The sequence below is a fragment of the Streptomyces sp. NBC_01465 genome (assembly GCF_036227325.1).
Classification (GTDB): Bacteria; Actinomycetota; Actinomycetes; order Streptomycetales; family Streptomycetaceae; genus Streptomyces.
Window position 1 is genome coordinate 6914470 of record NZ_CP109467.1, and the last position, 20936, is coordinate 6935405.

At 68.9% G+C, this 20936-nt stretch carries 20 protein-coding genes and 1 pseudogene; 10 read left to right on the forward strand and 11 right to left on the reverse strand.

What is annotated here, in order from left to right:
- Positions 1-137 precede the first annotated feature (137 nt).
- Entirely contained in the window at positions 138-947 is an 810-nt protein-coding gene (locus OG707_RS32430; protein ID WP_329124682.1) for an SDR family NAD(P)-dependent oxidoreductase, read from the reverse strand.
- A 552-nt stretch (positions 948-1499) separates the two neighbouring features.
- On the opposite strand from OG707_RS32430, the gene kdpF reads away from it, so the two are divergent.
- The 6 genes from kdpF to OG707_RS32460 all read left to right on the forward strand — a co-directional run bounded on the left by kdpF (position 1500) and on the right by OG707_RS32460 (position 8547).
- A complete protein-coding gene (gene kdpF / locus OG707_RS32435) occupies positions 1500-1589 on the forward strand; it encodes a K(+)-transporting ATPase subunit F (RefSeq protein WP_037965490.1) in 90 nt (29 codons plus the stop codon).
- Between the two features lie 6 nt (positions 1590-1595).
- Complete coding sequence (kdpA, locus tag OG707_RS32440) at positions 1596-3260, forward strand: potassium-transporting ATPase subunit KdpA (protein WP_329124686.1); 1665 nt, start codon at positions 1596-1598, stop codon at positions 3258-3260.
- Complete coding sequence (gene kdpB / locus OG707_RS32445) at positions 3257-5359, forward strand: potassium-transporting ATPase subunit KdpB (protein ID WP_329124688.1); 2103 nt, start codon at positions 3257-3259, stop codon at positions 5357-5359. The genes kdpA and kdpB overlap by 4 nt, the downstream gene beginning before the upstream one ends.
- A 6-nt stretch (positions 5360-5365) precedes the next feature.
- Positions 5366-6031 (forward strand): potassium-transporting ATPase subunit C, encoded by a 666-nt coding sequence (locus OG707_RS32450; RefSeq protein ID WP_329124690.1) that lies wholly within the window; start codon positions 5366-5368, stop codon positions 6029-6031.
- 91 nt (positions 6032-6122) lie between these two features.
- Positions 6123-6809, forward strand: coding sequence for a response regulator (locus OG707_RS32455; RefSeq protein WP_329124692.1), 687 nt, complete (start codon positions 6123-6125; stop codon positions 6807-6809).
- Between the two features lie 160 nt (positions 6810-6969).
- Positions 6970-8547, forward strand: coding sequence for a CBM35 domain-containing protein (locus OG707_RS32460; protein ID WP_329124694.1), 1578 nt, complete (start codon positions 6970-6972; stop codon positions 8545-8547).
- Positions 8548-8619: 72 nt separating this feature from the next.
- Here OG707_RS32460 and OG707_RS32465 read toward each other — a convergent pair whose 3' ends face one another.
- Genes OG707_RS32465 through OG707_RS32475 form a run of 3 tightly spaced genes read right to left on the reverse strand, consistent with a single transcriptional unit; the run spans position 8620 to position 10540 of the window.
- Positions 8620-9246 carry a hypothetical protein gene (locus tag OG707_RS32465; RefSeq protein WP_329124696.1) on the reverse strand — a complete coding sequence of 209 codons (627 nt, stop codon included), beginning with the start codon at positions 9244-9246 and terminating at the stop codon, positions 8620-8622.
- Positions 9247-9278: 32 nt separating this feature from the next.
- On the reverse strand, positions 9279-9590 hold the full coding sequence (locus OG707_RS32470) for a DUF2316 family protein (RefSeq protein ID WP_329124698.1): 312 nt from the start codon (positions 9588-9590) through the stop codon (positions 9279-9281).
- Between the two features lie 8 nt (positions 9591-9598).
- A complete protein-coding gene (locus tag OG707_RS32475) occupies positions 9599-10540 on the reverse strand; it encodes an aldo/keto reductase (protein ID WP_329124700.1) in 942 nt (313 codons plus the stop codon).
- 82 nt (positions 10541-10622) lie between these two features.
- On the opposite strand from OG707_RS32475, the gene OG707_RS32480 reads away from it, so the two are divergent.
- Positions 10623-11174, forward strand: coding sequence for a TetR/AcrR family transcriptional regulator (locus OG707_RS32480; RefSeq protein ID WP_329124702.1), 552 nt, complete (start codon positions 10623-10625; stop codon positions 11172-11174).
- Here the strand turns inward: OG707_RS32480 and OG707_RS32485 are convergent.
- The 5 genes and pseudogenes from OG707_RS32485 to OG707_RS32505 form a co-directional block, all read right to left on the reverse strand.
- Positions 11171-11785 (reverse strand): peptidoglycan recognition protein family protein, encoded by a 615-nt coding sequence (locus OG707_RS32485; RefSeq protein WP_329124704.1) that lies wholly within the window; start codon positions 11783-11785, stop codon positions 11171-11173. The genes OG707_RS32480 and OG707_RS32485 overlap by 4 nt on opposite strands.
- Before the next feature lie 6 nt (positions 11786-11791).
- Positions 11792-12409, reverse strand: a complete 618-nt coding sequence (locus OG707_RS32490; RefSeq protein WP_329124706.1) for a peptidoglycan DD-metalloendopeptidase family protein — start codon at positions 12407-12409, stop codon at positions 11792-11794.
- 69 nt (positions 12410-12478) lie between these two features.
- Positions 12479-12625 carry a DUF4334 domain-containing protein gene (locus OG707_RS32495; protein WP_329124708.1) on the reverse strand — a complete coding sequence of 49 codons (147 nt, stop codon included), beginning with the start codon at positions 12623-12625 and terminating at the stop codon, positions 12479-12481.
- A pseudogene (locus OG707_RS32500) lies at positions 12599-12694 on the reverse strand (GXWXG domain-containing protein); the annotation flags it as partial. The gene OG707_RS32495 and the pseudogene OG707_RS32500, both read right to left, overlap by 27 nt.
- 18 nt (positions 12695-12712) lie before the next feature.
- Positions 12713-13522, reverse strand: coding sequence for a squalene/phytoene synthase family protein (locus tag OG707_RS32505; protein ID WP_329124709.1), 810 nt, complete (start codon positions 13520-13522; stop codon positions 12713-12715).
- Positions 13523-13744: 222 nt separating this feature from the next.
- Here OG707_RS32505 and OG707_RS32510 point away from each other — a divergent pair, with 222 nt between their 5' ends.
- Genes OG707_RS32510 through OG707_RS32520 form a run of 3 tightly spaced genes read left to right on the forward strand, consistent with a single transcriptional unit; the run spans position 13745 to position 16964 of the window.
- Positions 13745-15154 (forward strand): oxygenase MpaB family protein, encoded by a 1410-nt coding sequence (locus OG707_RS32510; RefSeq protein ID WP_329124711.1) that lies wholly within the window; start codon positions 13745-13747, stop codon positions 15152-15154.
- 29 nt (positions 15155-15183) lie between these two features.
- A complete protein-coding gene (locus OG707_RS32515; RefSeq protein WP_329124713.1) occupies positions 15184-15441 on the forward strand; it encodes a hypothetical protein in 258 nt (85 codons plus the stop codon).
- Positions 15438-16964, forward strand: a complete 1527-nt coding sequence (locus tag OG707_RS32520) for an ABC1 kinase family protein (protein ID WP_329124714.1) — start codon at positions 15438-15440, stop codon at positions 16962-16964. The genes OG707_RS32515 and OG707_RS32520 overlap by 4 nt, the downstream gene beginning before the upstream one ends.
- 54 nt (positions 16965-17018) lie before the next feature.
- Here OG707_RS32520 and OG707_RS32525 read toward each other — a convergent pair whose 3' ends face one another.
- Together OG707_RS32525 and OG707_RS32530 are read right to left on the reverse strand one after the other, a co-directional pair.
- Entirely contained in the window at positions 17019-19178 is a 2160-nt protein-coding gene (locus OG707_RS32525; RefSeq protein WP_329124716.1) for a hypothetical protein, read from the reverse strand.
- A gap of 3 nt (positions 19179-19181) precedes the next feature.
- On the reverse strand, positions 19182-20741 hold the full coding sequence (locus tag OG707_RS32530; RefSeq protein ID WP_329124718.1) for a S8 family peptidase: 1560 nt from the start codon (positions 20739-20741) through the stop codon (positions 19182-19184).
- Between the last annotated feature and the right edge of the window lie 195 nt (positions 20742-20936).

A 20936-nucleotide genomic window follows, 5' to 3' on the forward strand; every position in this document is an offset into this window, starting at 1 on the left:
CGGACCGGGCGCCGGGCGGCGTAGTCCGCCCCCTGGTCCTTCAGGCGGCTAGTTGGCGGCTTTGCTGCCGTGGTTGGACTTCTTCTTGCGGCGGTCCTTCTTCTTGCGGGCGCGCTTGGACATGAGGGGGTACTCCTTCAAGAGGTGTGGCCGACGAGCAGGTCGGCCAGCTTGTTGAGGCGCTTGATGCTGCGGGACTCGGTGGCGGCGGCAGCGGGCTCGACGCGTTCGTCGCGGTCGTAGTAGGCGCCGTTGACGATCTCGGTGGCCGGGTCGCAGAGCCGTACGACATGGGCCGCGCCCTCGGCGGCGCTGGTGCCCTGGTGTGCGTACAGGGGGAGCAGGGCCGTCTCGCAGATGCCCGGGTGGACGGAGACGGCGGTCACCCGCGGGTCCGCCGCGAAGATCGTGAGCGCCATCTGGGCCTGGGCGTAGGCGGCCAGGCGTGAGTAGCTGCGGGCGCGGTTCGGGTCGCTCCAGGAGATGGAGGCGGTGCGGTGCAGGGACGAGGAGACGTTGACGACGCGGCCGCCCGGGTCGGTTGTGAGCGCCTGTTCCAGCAGGCACGTCAGCAGGTAGTGGGCGAGGAAGTTCACCTGGAAGGCGACCTCGTTGCCGTCGGCCGTGACGGTGTGCCGCTCGGGAGCCGCCGTCCCCGCGTTGTTGACCAGGACGTCGAGGTGCGGGTGCGACTCGGAGACCCGGTGGGCGAGCTGCTCCACCTCTTCGAGACGGGTGAAGTCGGCTGCGTACGCGCAGAGTTGGGCGGAGTCGATGCCGGCCGTGGCGATCAGACTGTCGGTCGCGGTGCGTGCTTCCTCGGCGGTGCGGCCGTGCACGAGCACGGTGGCACCGTGCTCGGCCAGCAGCCGGGCGGTCTCGTAGCCGATACCGGAGGTCGCTCCGGTCACCAGCGCGGTGCGGCCGGACAGGGTTGCTGAAGACATGGTCCATTCCTGGGTGTGGGCACGCCGACGCCGTCCCGGGAGCGGGGCGGGCGTGCAGGGGTGTGTGGAGATGCGCGTACGCCGTCGGACCGGATGCGGTGCTGACGGCGTACGGCGCGGGCGGGCTCGGCCCAGAGATCAGAGATCAGAGAGCCGGCACGGAACAGCGCGCGACATCACCCGCACCGCCGTATGCGGCGGGCGGTCGTCATGGCGCAGGCTGCTGTTCACGTCCCCAGCCAACCGTCCCGCGACGGCCGGCTCAAGAGAGCTCAGCCGTCCTTGACGGTCCTCTGACGTGACCACGTCGTCACGGGGGGTGACCAAGGGGCGTCTCTGGGGCCTTCGCGTAAGAGTCGCGTCAAGGCGGCACCCCTTGCCGTAAGGGGGCCGTCAACGGAACGCGCAGAAGTCGTCAGAGGCGGTTTCCTCAAGGAGTCCGATCACTTCCGAACTTCTTCAGGAGCTCACGATGGCCGACCTGGCCTTCGTCGTCACCACGATCGCGGTCTTCGCGCTGGTGGCGCTCATCGCCAAAGGGGTGACCAAGCTGTGACTGCCGAGAACATCGTCGGCCTCGTCGTGGCCGTCGCCCTGCTGGGTTACCTCGTCATAGCCCTTGTCTTTCCGGAGAGGTTCTGAGCCCTGATGAGCCCCGTCCTCGCTGGTGTGCTGCAGTTCCTCGCGCTCTTCGTCGCGCTGGCTCTGGCATACCGTCCGCTCGGCGACTACATGGCCGGCGTCTACTCCTCGAAGAAGCACCTCCGGGTCGAGAAGTGGATCTACAAGGCCATCGGCGCCAACCCCTCCACCGAGATGCGCTGGCCCGCCTATCTGCGCGGTGTCCTCGCCTTCTCCCTGGTGAGCGTCCTCTTCCTCTACCTGCTGCAGCGCATCCAGGGCTCGCTCCCCGGCTCGCTCGGCTTCTCCTCGATCGACCCGGACCAGGCGTTCAACACCGCCGCGTCGTTCGTCTCCAACACCAACTGGCAGTCGTACTACGGCGAGCAGGCCATGGGCCACGTCGTACAGACCGGCGGTCTTGCCGTACAGAACTTCCTCTCGGCATCCGTCGGCATCGCCGTGGCGGTGGCCCTCGTCCGCGGCTTCGCCCGCTCCCGCACCGGTGAGCTCGGCAACTTCTGGGCCGACCTGGTGCGCGGCACCGTCCGCATCCTCATCCCGATCGCGGCGATCGCCGCCGTCGTGCTGGTCGCGTGCGGCGCCATCCAGAACTTCTCCGGCATCCACTCGGTCGGCCAGTTCATGGGCGGCTCGCAGCAGTGGAACGGCGGCGCGGTCGCATCCCAGGAGGCCATCAAGGAGCTGGGCACCAACGGCGGCGGCTACTTCAACGCCAACTCGGCCCACCCCTTCGAGAACCCCAACGGCTTCTCGAACCTCTTCGAGATCTTCCTGATCCTCGTGATCCCCTTCGCGCTGACCCGCACCTTCGGCCGCATGGTCGGCTCGATCAAGCAGGGTTACGCGATCCTCGCCACGATGGTGACGATCTGGGTCGGCTTCACCGCGCTGATGATGTGGACCGAGTTCCACCACGGCGGCCCGGCCTTCGACATCGCCGGCGGCGCCATGGAGGGCAAGGAGACCCGGTTCGGCATCCCCGGATCGTCGATCTTCTCGGTCGCGACCACCCTCACCTCGACCGGTGCGGTCAACTCCTTCCACTCCTCTTTCACCGGCTTCGGCGGCGGCATCACGATGCTCGGCATGCAGCTCGGCGAGATCGCACCCGGTGGTACCGGGTCCGGCCTCTACGGAATGCTGATCATGGCGATCATCGCGGTGTTCATCGCGGGTCTGATGGTCGGCCGTACCCCGGAGTACCTGGGCAAGAAGATCGGCACCCGCCAGATCAAGTTCGCGGCCTGCTACATCCTCATCACCCCGGCGCTGGTGCTCTGCTTCACCGCCGCGGCGATGGCGCTGCCCACCCCCGGCCACTCGATGACCAACTCGGGTGCGCACGGCTTCTCCGAGATCCTGTACGCCTACACCTCGGGCGCCAACAACAACGGTTCGGCCTTCGCAGGGCTCAACGCCGACACCCAGTGGTTCAACACCACGATCGGTCTCGCGATGCTCCTCGGCCGCTTCGTGCCGATGATCTTCGTCCTGGCGCTGGCCGGCTCGCTCGCGGAGCAGAAGCCGGTCCCCGCCACCGCAGGAACGCTCCGTACCGAGAAGCCGCTGTTCACCGGGCTCCTCGTCGGAACCATCCTCATCGTCACCGGTCTCACCTACTTCCCCGCGCTCGCGCTGGGACCGCTCGCTGAAGGGCTGGCGTCATGAGTACCCTCACTCCGGCCCGGGCGCCCCACCAGGACGCACCCACGGGCCACAAGCCGGAAGCCGGCAGCCGTGTCGGCGGCGGGCTCTTCGACCCGAAGCAGCTGATCAAGTCCTTCCCGGACGCGATCAGGAAGCTCCACCCGCGCGTCATGGTCAAGTCGCCCGTGATGTTCGTGGTCGAGATCGGGTCCGTACTGACCACGGTCTTCGCGATCAAGGACCCGGGCAGCTGGTTCGGCTGGGCGATCGCCGCCTGGCTCTGGCTGACCACGATCTTCGCCAACCTGGCCGAGGCAGTCGCCGAAGGCCGTGGCAAGGCGCAGGCCGACACCCTGCGCAAGGCCAAGACCGAGACCGTCGCCCGCCGCCTCAAGAACGGCGTCGAGGAGCAGGTGCCCGGCACCGCGCTCACCATCGGTGACCTGGTGGTCTGCGAGGCCGGAGACATCATCCCCGGCGACGGTGACGTCGTCGAGGGTGTAGCGAGCGTCGACGAATCGGCCATCACCGGTGAATCGGCCCCCGTCATCCGGGAGTCGGGCGGCGACCGCTGTGCCGTCACGGGCGGTACGAAGGTGCTGTCCGACCGGATCGTCGTCAAGATCACGACGAAGCCCGGCGAGACCTTCATCGACCGCATGATCGCCCTCGTCGAGGGCGCGGCCCGGCAGAAGACGCCGAACGAGATCGCGCTGAACATCCTGCTCGCCTCGCTCACCATCGTCTTCCTGCTCGCGGTTGTCACCCTGCAGCCCTTCGCGACGTACGCCGGCGCCGAGCAGTCGATGATCGTGCTGACCGCGCTGCTGGTCTGCCTGATCCCGACGACCATCGGGGCTCTGCTCTCCGCGATCGGCATCGCGGGCATGGACCGGCTGGTTCAGCGCAACGTACTGGCCATGTCCGGCAGGGCAGTTGAAGCCGCGGGTGACGTGTCCACGCTGCTGCTCGACAAGACCGGCACCATCACCCTGGGCAACCGCCAGGCCTCGGAGTTCGTACCCGTACGCGGAACGACCGAGGCGGAGGTCGCCGACGCAGCCCAGCTCTCGTCGCTCTCCGACGAGACCCCCGAGGGCCGCTCCATCGTCGTACTGGCGAAGGAGAAGTACGGGCTGCGCGAGCGCCACCAGGGCGAACTGACGCAGGCCGAGTGGATCGAGTTCACCGCACAGACCCGTATGTCGGGTGTCGACGTCGACGGCCGCAAGGTCCGCAAGGGCGCGACCGGTTCGGTCATCGCCTGGGTCAAGGAGCAGGGCGGCGAGGTGTCCGAGGACGCCGACACCCTCTCCAACACCATCTCCCAGGCCGGCGGCACCCCGCTGCTCGTCGCCGTCAAGGACGAGCGGGGCGCCCGCATCCTCGGGGTCATCCACCTCAAGGACGTCGTCAAGGAGGGCATGCGCGAGCGGTTCGACGAACTGCGCCGCATGGGGATCAAGACCGTCATGATCACGGGTGACAACCCGCTGACCGCCAAGGCGATCGCGGAGGAGGCGGGCGTGGACGACTTCCTCGCCGAGGCCACCCCCGAGGACAAGATGGCGCTGATCAAGCGCGAGCAGGCCGGTGGCAAGCTCGTCGCGATGACCGGTGACGGTACGAACGACGCGCCCGCGCTGGCCCAGGCGGACGTCGGCGTCGCGATGAACACGGGTACGTCGGCCGCGAAGGAGGCCGGCAACATGGTCGACCTCGACTCGAACCCGACCAAGCTCATCGAGATCGTCGAGATCGGCAAGCAACTCCTCATCACCCGTGGTGCGTTGACGACCTTCTCGATCGCCAACGACGTCGCGAAGTACTTCGCGATCATCCCGGCGATGTTCGCGGTGGTCTACCCGGGCCTCGACAAGCTGAACATCATGCACCTGGCCAGCCCCGAGTCGGCGATCCTGTCCGCCGTCATCTTCAACGCGCTGATCATCATCGCGCTGGTGCCGCTGGCCCTGAAGGGCGTGCAGTACAAGCCGACCAGCGCCGACAAGATGCTCCGGCGCAACCTCACGATCTACGGAATCGGCGGTCTGATCGCCCCGTTCATCGGTATCAAGATCATCGACCTGCTCATCTCCCTCATCCCCGGAATCGGCTGATCTGCCATGAACAACTCTGTGAGCGGCGCCGGCCGCCTGCTCTGGGCCGGGCTCCGTGCCCTGCTCGTCCTGACCGTGGTGTGCGGCGTGATCTATCCGCTCGTCGTCACCGGTATCGCCCAGGCCGCGTTCAGCAACAAGGCCAACGGCTCCGAGATCAAGGAGAACGGCAAGGTCGTCGGCTCCTCCCTCATCGGGCAGACCTACAACCTCCCGCTGAAGAAGGGCGAGGAGACCCCGGCCGCGGACCTCAAGTGGTTCCAGCCGCGCCCCTCCAACGGCCTCGGCTCCAACAGCGTCAACACTCAGTACAAGCTGATCCTGTCCGGCGCCACGAACCGTTCCGGTGACAACGCCGACCTGATCAAGTGGGTCACCGACGCCAAGGCCGCCGTCGTCAAGGACAACTCGGTGAACGGCTACACGGTGAAGCCTGGGGACGTCCCGGCCGACGCCGTGACCTCCTCGGGCTCGGGTCTCGACCCGGCGATCTCCCCCGAGTACGCGAAGATCCAGATCCACCGGATCGCCGCACTCAACCACCTCACGGTGGACCAGGTCGACCAGCTCGTCGCCGACAACACCAGCGGCCGCCTCCTGGGCTTCATGAGCGAGCCGACGGTCAACGTCCTGAAGCTCAACATCGCGCTCAAGGACCTGCTGCAGAAGTGACCGCGTTACAGCAAGGGGCGGGAGCCGGCAGGCCAGGCACACCCTGGCCGCCGGCTCCCGCCCCTCCGCACAACAGAAAGGCGGCACACCGATGACCCGGGTGCTGGTGGTGGAGGACGAACCACAGCTCGTACGGGCGCTCGAGATCAATCTCAGGGCGCGGAAGTACGTCGTCGATGCCGCGTCCGACGGGGAGACCGCACTGATACTGGCCGCCGAGAACCCACCCGATGCCGTGCTCCTCGACCTCGGACTGCCGGACATGGACGGCCTCGACGTACTGAAGACGCTCCGCCGCTGGTCCCGGGCGCCCGTCCTGGTGGTCTCCGCGCGCAGCACCTCCGACGAGAAGGTCGCGGCGCTGGACGCCGGGGCCGACGACTACATCACCAAGCCGTTCAGCATGGACGAACTCCTCGCCCGCCTGCGCGTGGCCACCCGCCGCACCGCACCCGCGACGCGGTCCGACGGCGGGACGGGCATCGTCACCACCGAGAACTTCACGCTGGACCTGCACGCCAAGAAGGCCAGGCGCGGCGGCAAAGACGTCCGGCTCACGCCGACCGAGTGGCACCTGGTCGAGGTCCTCACCCGCAACCGCGGCCGCCTCGTCAGCCAGCGCCAGCTCCTGGAGGAGGTCTGGGGTCCCGGCTACCGGACGCAGAGCAACTATCTCCGCGTCTACATGGCCCAGCTGAGGCGCAAGCTCGAAGCGGACCCCTCGCATCCACGGCATCTCATCACTGCTCCGGGGATGGGTTACCGCTTCGAACTCTGACGACACGTCAGGAATCATGTACGGGAACGTTGTTCACATCTATAACCATTGACGTGCCCATGGCGACCCTTTAGTGTCCGAAGAAAGGGCTTTCTCGCCCTGAAGCTGATACCCACCCGCGCAGCTCGTTCATGCAGTCGAACCGCCATGGAGGCGAACGATGCAACTGAAAGCCGCCCTCGCATGTGCCGGCCTGTTGGCCGGAGCGCTAGTTGCCCTGCCCGGCACGACGGCGCAGGCCGCGTCCACCCGTTATGAGGCCGAGAGTTCGCCGGCCGTCTGCACCGGCACCATCGACTCCAACTGGACCGGCTACTCCGGCAGCGGGTTCTGCAATGGCAACAACGCCGTTGGTGCGTATGCCCAGTTCACCGTGAACGCGAGTGCCGCGGGCACCGCGACGCTTCAGGTGCGTTTCAGCAACGGGACCACCACCGCCCGGCCCGCGGACGTCGTGGTGAACGGATCGACGGTCGCGTCGGCGTCGTTCGAGGGCACGGCCGCGTGGGACACCTGGACCGCGAAGACGCTCACGGTGCCGGTGAAGGCGGGCAGCAACACCATCCGGTTCAACCCCACCAGCGTGAACGGACTGCCCGACGTCGACAGCCTCGACGTCGAGGTGGCCACCGGCACCACACCGCCGTCGGGCACCGCGCTGTACGTGGCGCCGGGCGGCAGCGACAGCGCGGCCGGAACGCAGGCCGCCCCGACGACGCTGCCCTCCGCGATCAGCCGCGTCGCACCCGGCGGGACGATCTACGTGCGGGGCGGAACGTACAACTACTCCTCGACGGTCACCGTCCCGGTCGGCAGCGACGGCACCTCCGCCGCCCGCACCACCCTGTCCGCCTACCCGGGCGAGACCCCGGTCCTCAACTTCTCGGCGCAGAGCGAGAGTTCGACCAACCGCGGACTCCAGCTGAACGCCTCGTACTGGCACCTCTACGGTCTGGTCGTCGAGCACGCCGGTGACAACGGGATCTACGTCGGCGGCAGCAACAACGTGGTGGAGCGCACGGTGACGCGCTTCAACCACGACTCGGGTCTTCAACTCGGCCGGATCGCCTCCACCACCCCCAGCTCGCAGTGGCCGTCGAACAATCTGATCGTGAGCGCCGAGTCGCACGACAACGCGGACTCCGACGGCGAGGACGCGGACGGCTTCGCGGCGAAGCTCACGACGGGGACCGGGAACGTCTTCCGGTACGACGTCTCGCACAACAACATCGACGACGGCTGGGACCTCTACACCAAGACGGACACGGGGGCGATCGGCCCGGTGACCATCGAGTACTCGCTGTCGTACAACAACGGCACGCTCTCCGACGGCACCGTGAACTCCAACGGCGACCGCAACGGCTACAAGCTCGGCGGCGACGACATCGCGGTCAACCACACCGTCCAGCACAGCATCGCGTTCGGCAACGGCCATCACGGGTTCACGTACAACAGCAACCCCGGGAAGATGGCCATCTCGAACAACGCCAGCATCGACAACGCCGAGCGCAACTACTCGTTCGACGCCGGGACTTCGGTGTTCCGGACGAACACCTCGTGCCGCTTCGCGGTCACCGGCTCGAACGACAAGACGGTCGGCGACGCCGACAGCTCGAACCAGTTCTGGTCGGGCACGAACGGATCCCGGTGCTCCTCGTACGCCGGCGCCCTGGCCTGGTCCTTCGCCTCGGACGGCCACCTCGCGGTGACGTTCGGCGGCAAGGTCGTCACGCCGTAGCCGGGCCCTGTACACCTCCGCGCCGGTCCGTCCTGCTCGTCAGGACGGACCGGACGCGGTCCTGAAGCGCCCTCAGTTGTCGAACCAGACGATCAGCCGGACGTTGTCGTCGCCGTGTTGCGAGGCGAGGGCCTCCATGACGGTCCAGACCGGCGTCCAGTCGCCGGATTCCCGAACGGCGTCCCGGCGACGGATCGTCTCGAACCTGTAGAGGGTGTCACCGATGAGCCACTCGCTCCCCTCGGGCCATGCCTCGGCGTCGCCCGGTATCCGATCGGGGAGTCCGGCATGTTGGGCGAACCAGGGACTCCAGCTGGACTTTCCCGTCAGCGTCAGCCCGTCGGCGGTTTGTCGGTAGATGTGGATCCGGCTGTCGGTCTTTTCCGCGGGCTCGTCCCAGTCGACCGCCTTGAGCTCTGCCCAGGTGATCCAAGTGGTTCCGTACGGCTGGTACTGCTCCCATCGGGCGAAGTCGGCACGAACAGCCTCGGACACATCGATCGGCAGTCCGCGATCCGCGGCCAGCGGACGGAAGTTGGCGTAGTTGCGGATTCCGAAGAGGCAGCCGAACGCGTCGTAGTCCCTGTTGATGTTGAGGAAGAAGAGGTCGACGGCGGCCCGCCAGACCGATTCCTCGTCCTCATCCTCGTGCAGATGCCATGCGCGGCATTCGATCATGCCGCTGATATCCGTCCCCATGACGAAAATTGTGCAACCTGCGTCAATCGGTTTTACGAGGGCGCGGTGAAGTCGTGGCGGGGTGCCTTGCGCAGGGAGAACCAGGCGCGGGCCAGGAGGCGTGCGCGATCCGTGAGTACCGTGTAGGGCGTGGGGTGTTGGCCCGCGTCCCTCGCCGCGTGTTCCAGGTAGTCGCGCAGTTGCCATACGTCTGCCGGATCGGACGATGCGTCCAGCGCGTCCCGCAGTCGCCGGGGTGTGAAGTGCAGGTCCGCTGCTGCTTCCCCGGGTGTCAGGCCCGAGAGCCTGAGATTGGTCTTCAACTCCTCGCTCGTTCGAAGGCGTTCGGTTGCGTTGAGTGACATGGATCGTCCTATTCGAAGGTGATGTCTCCCGGGCGCGTGCTCACCGCGTCCAGCGTCGCGAGTGTTGCGGCGTCGAGGGTCAGCGCGCCTGCCTCGACGTTCGCCGCCAGGTGGTCCGCGTTCGCCGTGCCCGGGATCAGCAGCACGTTCGGGGCGTGGTGGAGCAGCCAGGACAGGCCGATCTGGGCCGGGGTGCAGTTCAGGGAATGGGCCGCCGCCAGGGCCGCCGGCTCGTCCGTGACCTTGGGCATGCCGGGGAATGCGCTGCCCAGCGGGAAGTACGGCACCCAGGCGATGCCCTCCTCGCCGCAGAGCGTGAGCATGTCCTCGTCGTCCCGGGCCACCAGGCTGTACGCGTTCTGTACGCAGGCGATCCCGGCCGGGAGTGCGTGGCGCAGCACCTCAAGGCTCACGCTGCTCAGGCCGATCGCGCCGATCTTGCCCTCGTCGCGCAGTGCGGTCATCACCGCGAGCTGGTCGTCGATGCCGACCACCTGGTCGCCCTCGGCGCGCAGACCGGGGCCCGTGTCCGTGCGGCGCAGGTTGACCAGGGGGATCCGGTCGAGGCCGAGGCTCTTGAGGTTGTCCTCGACGCTGGCCCGCAGCTGTTCGGGGCGCTGTGCGAGGCGGAGCGGGAGGGGGCCGTCGGGGTCGGGTTCGGCGCCGACCTTGCTGACGACGATGACGTCGTCGTCCGGGCGGAGCGCCTCGCGGATCGCCTCGTTGGCGAAGCCGTTTCCGTAGAACTGGGCGGTGTCGATGTGGTCGATGCCCAGCTCGACGGCGCGGCGCACCAGCGCGACGGCGGCGTCCCGGTCGTCGTGCAGGCGCTCCAGCTGCATCGCGCCGAAGCCGATACGGGAGACGGTGCGGCCCGCGAGCGTGCCGGGGCCTCCGGCCCGGGGAGCGCCGGTGGCCGTGGACTGGGGGGATCGTGCGGAGGACGTCATGGCAGACCCGTCTTGTGCGACGATGGATTAAACGGAGGGACTCCGTTACTTCGACCGTAACACTAAACGGAGGGCCTCCGCTTTGACTGCTCGTGCCGACGCTCAGCGCAACCGCGCCAAACTCCTCGCCGTCGCCGGAGCCGCCTTCGCCTCGACCGACGGCACCGCCGCCACCCTCGAAGGCATCGCCCGCGAGGCCGGCGTGGGCATCGGCACGCTCTACCGGCACTTCCCGACGCGCGAAGCCCTCGTCGAGGCCGTCTACGCCGCCGAGCTCGACGACGTCGTCTCCAGCGCGACCGCGCTCCTCGCCGAACTCCCGCCCGAGGCCGCCCTGCGGGCCTGGATGGACCGCTACGCGGCGTTCCACGCGACCAAGCGCGGCATGGGGGAGACCCTCCGTGCGGGCTGGGCCTCGGGGGCCATCGCGACCCCGGCCACCCGGGAGCGGATCACCGCCGCCATCGCGGCGATTCTGGAGAAGGGGGCGGCCGCCGGCACGCTGCGGGCGGACATCGACCCCGAGAACGTCACCGTCATGCTGCTCGGGGTGTTCCTGTCCACGGCGGCCATCGACACCCCGGAGAAGATCGGCCCGATCCTCGATCTGGTGGTCGACGCCCTGCGGGCCTAGGCACGGCCCGCGAGCCTCGCGCCCACGTCGCGCCTGACGCCCGCCATCGTGATCCCCGGCCCCAACGGGTCGATCTTGCCCCGCTGCCACTCCGCATGGCCGATCACCGACGTGTCGCCGGTCGTGCCCCAGCCGTGCGCCCGGCACAGCGCGGCCGAGGTGCGCACGATCGCTTCGATCTGGGCGGCGGGCCAGGGGTCCTTGCCGTCGCCCAGGTTCTCGCACTCGAAGCCGTAGAAGTGCCGGTTGCCGTCGGTGACGGCCTCGCCGACCTGCGGCAGCGCGGTCTCCGCGACCACCGCGTCCAGGACCGCGGAGTCGCCCAGCCCCGCATGGTTGGCGCGGCCGTACCCGATCAGATGCACCGTGCCGTCCTTGGCGATCACGCCGTGGCAGAGCGGCCCGGGGAGATCCTCGCGGCCCTCGCGGCACAGCTTGACCGTGGCGTCGGTGCCGCGCGTCACGGTGTGGTGCACCATCACGCCGTTCACCGGGCCCCAGGCCCCCTTGCTGTTCCGGTTGTGCGTGCGCCAGCCGTCGTACTCGACGACCTTGACCCCCTCGCCGGTGAGCGCGGCGAGGAAGGCGTCGGCGGAGAGCGGGGCAGCCAACTGGGCCTACTTCCCGGGGAGTTTGAGCTTCTGCCCGACCTTGATGAGGTTCGGGTCGGCGATGCCGTTGAGGGCGGCGATCTCCGGATAGCGGCTCGCGCTGCCGAGCGTGGCCTGCGCGATGGCGCCCAGAGTGTCGCCGGAGCGCACCGTGTACGTCCCCGGGGCCTTCTTCGGCGCGGCCTTCTTGGCCGTGGCGGATTTCGCCGTGGCCTTCCCGCCGACGCCGTGGCCCTTGAGGTAAGCCATGGGATCCGTATGGGAGTTGTAGTTGTTGGCGGTGCGCGCCTCGAAGTGCAGATGCGGCCCCGTCACATTGCCCGTCGCCCCGGAGAGGCCCAACCGGTGCCCGCCGGCGACCCCTTGGCCGACGCGGACGTCGACCTTGCTGAGGTGGGCGTAGAGCGTGAACCGGCCGTCGGCCATCTGCACGACGACACAGTTGCCGTACGCGCCCTGGTCACCGGCCGTCACCACGGTCCCGGGGCCGACCGAGGCCACCGGGGTTCCCGTCGGTACGCCGAAGTCGACTCCGGTGTGGAACCCGGCCGCCCAGCCCCCTGGCTGCTTGTACTTCGCGGTGACCCTCCCCGATGCCACCGGCATGCTCCAAGGTCCAGTCATACGTTCATTGAAACCGTGACCTGCCCCTTTTCGCATCTTGTGGTGCCGGGCCGACTGATCCGCACCCTGTCAGGCCCGGTCGAGGACAAAGTAGAAATGCCGGCCCTGGTCGAGGACGCCCTTTCCGTTCATGATGCCCATGAGTGTGGCGCCGTCGACCTTCTTGAAGTACAGATCTCCGTCGGCGTCACGGCACATGAGCGGTTTGACGTCCATGAGCGAGTCGAAGGATTTCCCGTACCATTTGACCCCACTCAGCCGGCCGTTCATCTGATGGCCGGTTCGGAAACGGCTGGTGCGCGCCTATTGCGCCGGGGTGTACTGCTCGGCCAGTCCGGCGATGGTCGCCCGGTTCATGGGAGTGCCGTCCTCGATGGAGGCCAGCGTGGTCCGGCAGATGTCCAGGGTGAGCGAGCAGAAGTCTTTGATGGGGCCCGCGGGAAGGGAACGGTTGTAGTCGTCCGCTCCGGGGAGGTGCCTGCGGGAGTAGCGGCACATGTCGCCGGTCGACCATCCGGAGGGGTAGAAGTCCACTCCCCGCTCGAGGTCGTCGGCGTGGTTCCAGGCGATGTTCGCGGCCTGGACGGCACGCCCGAAGGCCACCGCCCCGTCGAGGGGCGTGACGACGCCGGCGTGCCGGGTCCACAGGTCCGAGAGCGTGATCCCGATGGAACCCGCCACGGCGAAGGTGTAACGGTCCAGGTCAGCCTGGTCGTTGATACGGAACCCGTCCTCGACCCAGTCGGCCATACGGTCGGCGAGCGCGGCCAGAGAGTCCCACAGGCGTGGCGCGACGTCGCGCGGCGGGAGTTGCACGGACCAGTCGTGGAAGCTGCGGGTGACGGGCTCGAGTTGGGCCAGGTACGGATCGAACAGCCGGTCGGTGTCGTGCCGAGTGAACGTTTCTTGCTGCAGAAGGCGGCTCGCTCCGCGCAGCAGGCCGACCTTCGCTTCGGCGGAAAGGCCGGGGTGGTCCTCGATCTGGTCAAGGGCGCGGTTGGCGAGGTAATAGGCCGCGACCGTGTCCCGCAACTGCCCGTCAAGGCGCATGATCGGCAGGAAGAAAGTCCTGCTTGTGTTCTTGAGTGTTTCGATGACTTGCGTGTCGAACATGTCCATCCATCTCGCATCGTACAACGGCATGAACTCGCTGCTCTGCGGCGTTGCTTACCCAGCGGGAATTACCGGCAATCTCCAGGCGGCAGAGGGGTGGAAATCTACAGAGTCGTGCGTCGCTCGATCTGATTGTTCTCGTACGCGGGCGGCATTTCCATGTTTGTGGAGTTCATGGAACAGGGAGTCTGCCGGTGGAAATCGACGTTGTGGAGGCATCGAGTGAGTGAACATGAGCTTCCCGGACCCGGCTCGCTGTGCTGGAAGCTGCTCGGGCAGCGGCGGATGCTGCTCGTGACCGGCCGGGCGCTGGTCCTGGAGGCCGCCCTGCCCGCCGGCGGAGCGGCCCTGGCCCGGCACTCCACCTACCGGACCCGGCCGTTGCGCCGGCTCGAACTCACCCTGGAGAGCCTGCAGCGCCTCACCTACGGCGACCCGGAGACCCGGGCCCGCGAATTCGCCCGTATCCGGCGGGTCCACCGGCACATCAACGGCACGGACGACCAGGGGCGGCCGTACGACGGCCTGGACGATGCGAGCCGTACCTGGATCGCCATGACCCTCTTCGACGCCATGGTGTCCATGGAGCGACTGGGCGGCAGACCGCTTTCGGCGGCCGACGAGGCGCAGTTGTATGCCGAATGGCGGCCGATCGTCGTCTCGTTCGGCATCGAAAGCAGTGCCGTTCCACAGGATCTGACGGAGTACCACAGCTATTACGCCTCCATGCTCGACGAGGCCCTGGAAGACAACGGGGAGGTCCGCCACCTCCTCGGCGCCGTCTACGCCTCCGTCCACGCACCGCCCTGGCTGGCCTGGATCCCGGCGCCCCTCTGGAAGGTGCTGCGCGCCGTCGCCGCGGCCGTGATGGGTTCCGTACTGCGGGCCGATCTGCCGGATGCGTACCGCCGCAGGCTCCGCCTCACCGCCCGGCGCCGGGACCGCGCCCTGTCGTGGCTCGTGCACCGCACGGCCCGCTGGTCCCTCGCCACCCAGCCGGTGCGGCGGCGCTTCCTGCCGCCGGCCGCGGCCGCCCTCGCCGGCCGTTCCGTCCAGCCGCGTACGGCCCGCAAGCGCGGCCCGGTGCCCAGGCAGCGCCCCGCCTCGCGTGCGGAACGGGTCGGCAGCTTCTTCGACGACGTCCTGGACCAGACCGGCGACGGGTTCGTCACCCGCGAGGATCTGCAGGCGATGGTGCGCAGCGTGTGCTGGCCCCTCGAACTCGAGGACCGGGCGGAGCAGCGCGTCTACGACGCCTTCGACGTGTGGTGGGCCGAGCTCTCCGCGCTCGACGTGAACGGCGACGGCCGTATCTCCAGGGCCGAGTTCACGGACGGCACCCTGCCGGGCCCCGACGGGACGCCCCAGGCACTGCAGGCCGGTCTGGCGCAGGCCATGGGCGCGGTGTTCGACGCGGCCGACAGCGATCACAACGGCCATCTCGACCAGGCCGAGTACCGCCGCATCTTCGGCGCGAAAATGCATCCGGCCGACGCCGACCGGGGGTTCGGGGAAATCGACAGCGACGGTGACGGGCGGATCACCAAGGACGAATTCCTGGGCGCACTGGGCGAGTTCTTCGCCGTACGCGGGGACGCCGAAGCTGCGATGCGGCTCTTCGGCCGCGACTGAGCACGGCTCCACCACCGGAGGGAGACACCGTGACACCTGAGGATCCCCGGCCGCTCCACGTGCTGCTGCGCACCCGGGACGGCCGTCTGCTCGACACGGAGGACGGCGGAAAGGACGTCGGCCAGGAGGAGTTCCGGGCACGGCTGCAGGCGGGGGAGCGGCTGCGCGTACGGCACGAGACGACGGGCGCCGACTGCACGATGGACCTGGTGCTGCGCCTCGTCGCGGACTGTCTGCCGAAGGAGGGCGGTCTGCTCGGCCTGCTGGGCGACGGGGGAACGAGGTGAGCGCCGGACGCAACCGCAAGGTGGCGCACCTGATGACCCTGCTCGTCTCCGACGTGCTCTCCTCCCGGGAGCGGATCGGTGTCGAACACGCCGAACTGGCACGTCAGCAGCGGCGGGCCCGCCGTATCCGCGAGACGATCGAGACCCTGGGGCCCTTCTGGGTCAAGGTGGGCCAGATCCTCGCCACCCGGTCGGACGTCGTCTCCGATGCCGTACTGCGGGAACTGGCAGGCCTCCAGGACTCCGTGCACTGCGAGCCGTTCCATGTCTTCGAACCGGTGCTGCGGCAGGAGCTGGGCCCGCGGTGGTGCGAGATGTTCCGGGAGATCGACACCGCGTCCCCGCTGGGCTCCGCCTCGCTCGCCCAGGTCTACCGGGTGGTCCTGGCCGACGGCCGCACCGCCGTACTGAAGGTGCAGCGGCCCGGCACCCGCGAACGCGTCTACGCCGACATGGCCTATCTGCGCCGCGGCGCGAGGATCGCGGGCCGCGCGGTGCCGCGTATCGGAGCGGTCCTCGACATCGAGGCGACACTCCAGGTGATCTTCGACTGCATGCAGCCGGAACTGGACTTCACCGCCGAGGCCAAACACATGGCGCAGGGGCGGCGAATGGCCCGCGATTTCAAGGGAATTCACGTCCCCGACGTCCATCTCGCCACACCACAGGTCCTGTTGCAGAGCCTGGCCCCGGGAGAGGCGCTCAACCAGGCCGACCTGTCGGCGTTCTCCGACAAACAGCGCCGGAGGATCGGCAGCGACCTGCTGACCTTCATGTACCGGGGCTACTTCGTCGAGCGGATGTTCCACGCCGACCCCCACCCGGGCAACATCTTCGTCCACCCCGAGCACGGCGCCACGCTCATCGACTGGGGCATGGTGGGCCGCATCGACCGGAACCTGGGTTCGCTGGGCGTCATGGTCCTCACCAGCCTCGCCCAGAACGACGCCCGCGGTCTCGCCTCGGCCTGGACCGAGATGGGCCGGGCGACCCCGTTCGCCGACCTCCTCGGCTTCCAGGAGGACATGACACGGCTCGTCCCCCTGATCACCGCCGCGGCGCTGGAGGACCTCGACTTCGGCATCGCGCTCACCCACGTCCTGCGCTGCGCCGCCCAGCGGGGCATCCGCACCAGCCCGATGATCGGCATGCTCGGCAAATCCATCACGAACATCGAAGGCTCCGTACGCAGGATCGCCCCCGAACTGTCCGCCCTTGAGGTCTTCGAGGACGCCCTCACCGACGTCATGGTGGAACTCGCCCGCGATCTGCTCTCCCGCGAACAGACGGCTCGGCGCGTACTGGAGCTCATCGTGGCCGGCAACTCCACGGTGGACCAGCTCCGTTCCCTGCTGCGGGATCTGGCCAACCGTGAACTCACCATGCGTGTCGGCCTGTTGCCCGGCCACGGCATGGGCAGCGACGGCAACGGAATCCTCACCCGCCGGGTGGCCCCCGTCGTTGCCGCGGGCCTGGCGGTCTGGGGAGTGCGCAGACTGACGGGCCCGGCACGGCCCGCCTGATCACGGTGGACCGGCCGGGCAGGGCCTGGTGCGCCCTGCCCGGCGGTCTCCGTGTCAGCCGGCCCGGTAGGCGTCCCAGACCGTCTGCGTCACCGTGTTCCCCGCGCTGTCGGACGCGGTCACCCGGAGCGCGGGCGTGGTGCCCGCGGCGGACGACGGCTGCAGCCACAGCGCATGGAACCGGTTCGTGCCGGTCCTGACGGCGAGGGACCTGTGCCAGGTGGCGCCGCCGTCGTACGAGACCTCGACTCTCGCCCCGGCCGCCTCCGTCTGCTGCGCGATGCCCAGCTGGGAGACGGTCAACTCCATTGTGGCGACACGGCCGTTGACGGTGTTGTGGAGATCGGTGTCGAGGTCGTACCGCAGATCCAGCAGCGGCAGCGCCGTGCAGGCTTCGCTCGTGAAGCAGTACGCCTTGCTCCGGTCGACGGTGTCCTCGGTCGGCCGCGCCTGGCGGAAGGTCCACTCGGTGCGGGCCCGGGTGGACGTCCTGGCCCCGGCGCGCTCGGTCTCGTACGCGATGCGGTAGGTGGCCTCCGGCTTGGGCACCGGCTGCTGTACGACGCCGAGCGTCTGGTCGCTCTCGTGGATCACCAGATCATCGGCGCTGATCTTCAGATGGGCGCCGGTGATGCCGCCCGCACTGTAGAGATGGCCCTCTCCGTTGTCGTGCTCGGGGTCCAGGACCAGAGTCAGCTGATTGCCGTTGCGGCAGGCCAGGCAGGTGGCCGTGTTCCACGGGATCCAGTCCCACTGCGGTCCGTGGCCGATCGGGGAGCCGCCCCAGTCGTCGCTGCTGTGGGCGCCCGGTGCGTAGGTGCGCCATCTGGCCGTGCGTACGGCCGACGAGGTGGCCGTGATCCGGCCGAAGGTCTCGCCCGCCGACCAGTACTCGGTGCGGCGCGAAGGCACCGTCACGGTGGCGTAGTTGTCGGCGGTGGTGAACCAGCGGTCCTTCCAGGTCTGGGTGACGATCGTCGCCGTGGCCGTTGCGTCCTCGTCGGCCGCGTACCGGGTGTCGACGGTCGCGAGATCCGCGGTGCGGGCCCGGAGGGTCTCCGTCGTGGCGTCGAGCGGGATGCCGTCACGGTCGTTGAAGTTGAGGCGGTACGCGTAGTCGTCGCCGTTCAGCGTCGCGGTGACACTGAGGTTGAAGACTCCGGGGCCGGGCGTGCCGGTTCGGGTCACGTAGAGCGGGGCGGTGCCGCTGGCGGCGAAGACCGGGACGGCGAAGAACTTCAGGTCGCCCCGGCTCATGAACGCCGTGTAGCTCTGCAGCTTCGCCGGCCGCGGGGTCTTGATCTGCACCGGTACGGCGGAGCTGAAGTCCATGACCGGCTCGGAGACGGGACCGTCCGCGCCGACGGTGATCTCGACGTCGCCCAGGTAGTTCGCGGTGGTCTTGTAGTCGGCGTCGTAGACCGCGTCCCTGGCCACCGCCGCATAGTGCCCGGCCGGGACCTCGCCGAAGTCGGCGTAGCCGTCGGCGCCCACGTCGGCGGAGCCGGTGCCGCCGGCCAGGAAGTCGTCGACGTTGTAGAGCTGCACGTCGAGGAACATCTTGGCGCCCGGCGCACGGACGACCTTCACGCGCAGGGGGTACGTGGGCTCGCCGGCGGGGGTGCTCGTGTCCGGGGCCTCGGCGGCCGCGGGGCCCGCGTAGGAGATGCGCTTGACCGAGCCGAAGAGTTCCGCGGTGTGCCCGGAGGAGGTCTCCCGGCGCAGGGCGGCGCCCAGATCGCCGGCGTCGGTGACGTAACTCGTCCCCCCGGACACGGTGATGCCGGGGATCGCCGCGGGCGATGCCCCGTCCGCGTACGCGATGCTCACCGGGATGCGTCCGTCGCCGGACAGATGCGCGGCAAGGTTGCTGGTGTTGAACAGCTCGCGGTCCAGGACGCCCGAGGCCACCAACGGGGCGGCGGATTCCGGGACTTGGTACGTGTTCCCGGCGAGGTCCGTGTTGATCGCCAGTGCGGGGACCGGCTCGCCCGGGGCGGGCAGCAGGGTGGCCGTCTTCCGGCCGAAGGGGCCGTCCGCCACAGTGAACTCGTCACCGGTGACAAGCGTGAGCCGGGGTGTCTGCACGGCCACAGGGCCAGGCACGGGAGCCGGTGGCGCGGTCTCCGATGCGCCCGCGGAAGGGGCGCCGAGCGTACCGGCGAGCAGGACGGCAGCCAGCGCTGCCTCGGTCAGGATCCGTAGGTGCCGCATCGGTCAGAACTCCAGATTCCATCGGTCGATCAGGCCCGAGTCGTACGCGCTGACGTCCTGGACGCGCAGCTTCCAGGTGCCGTTCGCGGGGTGCCCGCTCGCATCGGTGTGGAAGGTCTTGACGAGATCGGGCGTGTACGCCCACGGGTCGGGGGCCTGCAGCGCGATGACGGCGCCGTCCGGCGCGACCAGGTCGATCCGCAGATCACCGGGGTACGGGTGGACGATCTTCACCTGGACCGCCAGATCGGCCAGTGCGCCCGCGTCCATGTTCTTGACGTCGAGGGGGCTCTCCACGGCGTCCCCGGCGTCCGGGATCGGAACGTCCGCGGTCGCCTCGAAGAAGGGTCCTGGCCGCTCGCCCTGTGTGGTGAACAGCAGCCGGTCCGGGGAGCCCTGGGGGTCCTCCACGACATCGGGGGTCGCGGCGTCCAGCAGCCCCGCCGACACCTGGTCCGGCGCGGCGTCCGGGTGCCCGGCGAGGTAGAGCGCGGCCGCGGCCGCGACGTGGGGCGTCGCCATCGACGTACCGCTGATGGTCCGGGACGCGGTGGCGCTGTCGTACCAGGCCGACGTGATGTCCACGCCCGGCGCGAAGAGGTCCACGCAGGAGCCGTAGTTCGAGAAGTCGGCCCGGACGTCCCACCGGTCCGTCGCACCCACGGTGAGCGCTTCGGCGACACGGCCGGGGCTGCTGTCGCACGCGTCGGCGGCGTCGTTCCCCGCCGCGAGGGCGTAGGTGACGCCGGAGGCGACGGAGTTGCGCACCGCGGTGTCGAGCGCGGTGCTGAGGCCGCCGCCCAGGCTCATATTGGCGACCGAAGGGCCCTGGTGGTGGGCGGTCACCCAGTCGACCCCGGCGATGACACCGGTGATCGATCCGCTGCCGGTGCAGCCCAGCACGCGTACGCCGACGAGCTTCACGCCCTTCGCCACGCCGTACCGGGTGCCGCCGACGGTTCCCGCGACATGGGTGCCGTGGCCGTTGCAGTCCGTACTGTCGGCATCGTTGTCAACGAAGTCGTAGCCGCTCGTCGCACGCCCGCCGAAGTCGCTGTGCGCGGCGTTGATGCCGGTGTCGATGATGTACGCGGTGACATTCGACGCCTGCGTCGCGGTGGTGTAGCTGCCGGTGAGCGGCCGGGCGGTCTGGTCGATCCGGTCGAGCCCCCAGGACGGCGGGTCCGGCTGGACGTCGGTGGCCCGCACACGCCGGTCCTGTTCGACGTAGGCCACCGCCGGATCGGTGGCGAGTCGCTCGGCGTCGGCCGCGCGCATGTGCACAGCGAAGCCGCGCAGCGCGCTCCTGTAGGTGTGCCGGACCGTGCCGCCGTGGCGGACGGCCAGGTCCTTCGCCACCGCGGGCACATCGAGGGCCCGGAGTCCGGCGTTCTCCTTGAGTACGACGAGATAGCTGTCCTTGAGGGCCGAGGCCGCTCCGGCGTTCCGTATGTGTCCCGCGGCGGGAGAGAGCGGAACCGCGGTCGCCGGCGCGATCGGCAGCAGGGCGAGAGCGAACAGGGCGACGACGCCGAGGGCGGGCCCGGCCGGCCGTCTGAGCATGGAAGTGCCTCCAGGGTTGACGGATTCCTGCAGTCCGCCGACACCCTCCCCGCTCGTTGTTACGGATCACCGCGTCCGCGCTTGACGTGAACCCGCCATGTCCACTCCTCGCCAGCGGGTGCCGGACAGGGACTTAGGTCCCGGCAGGGGTGGTGACCGGTCCTCCTTCGCTCCGGGAACGGTCCACTTTCGAGG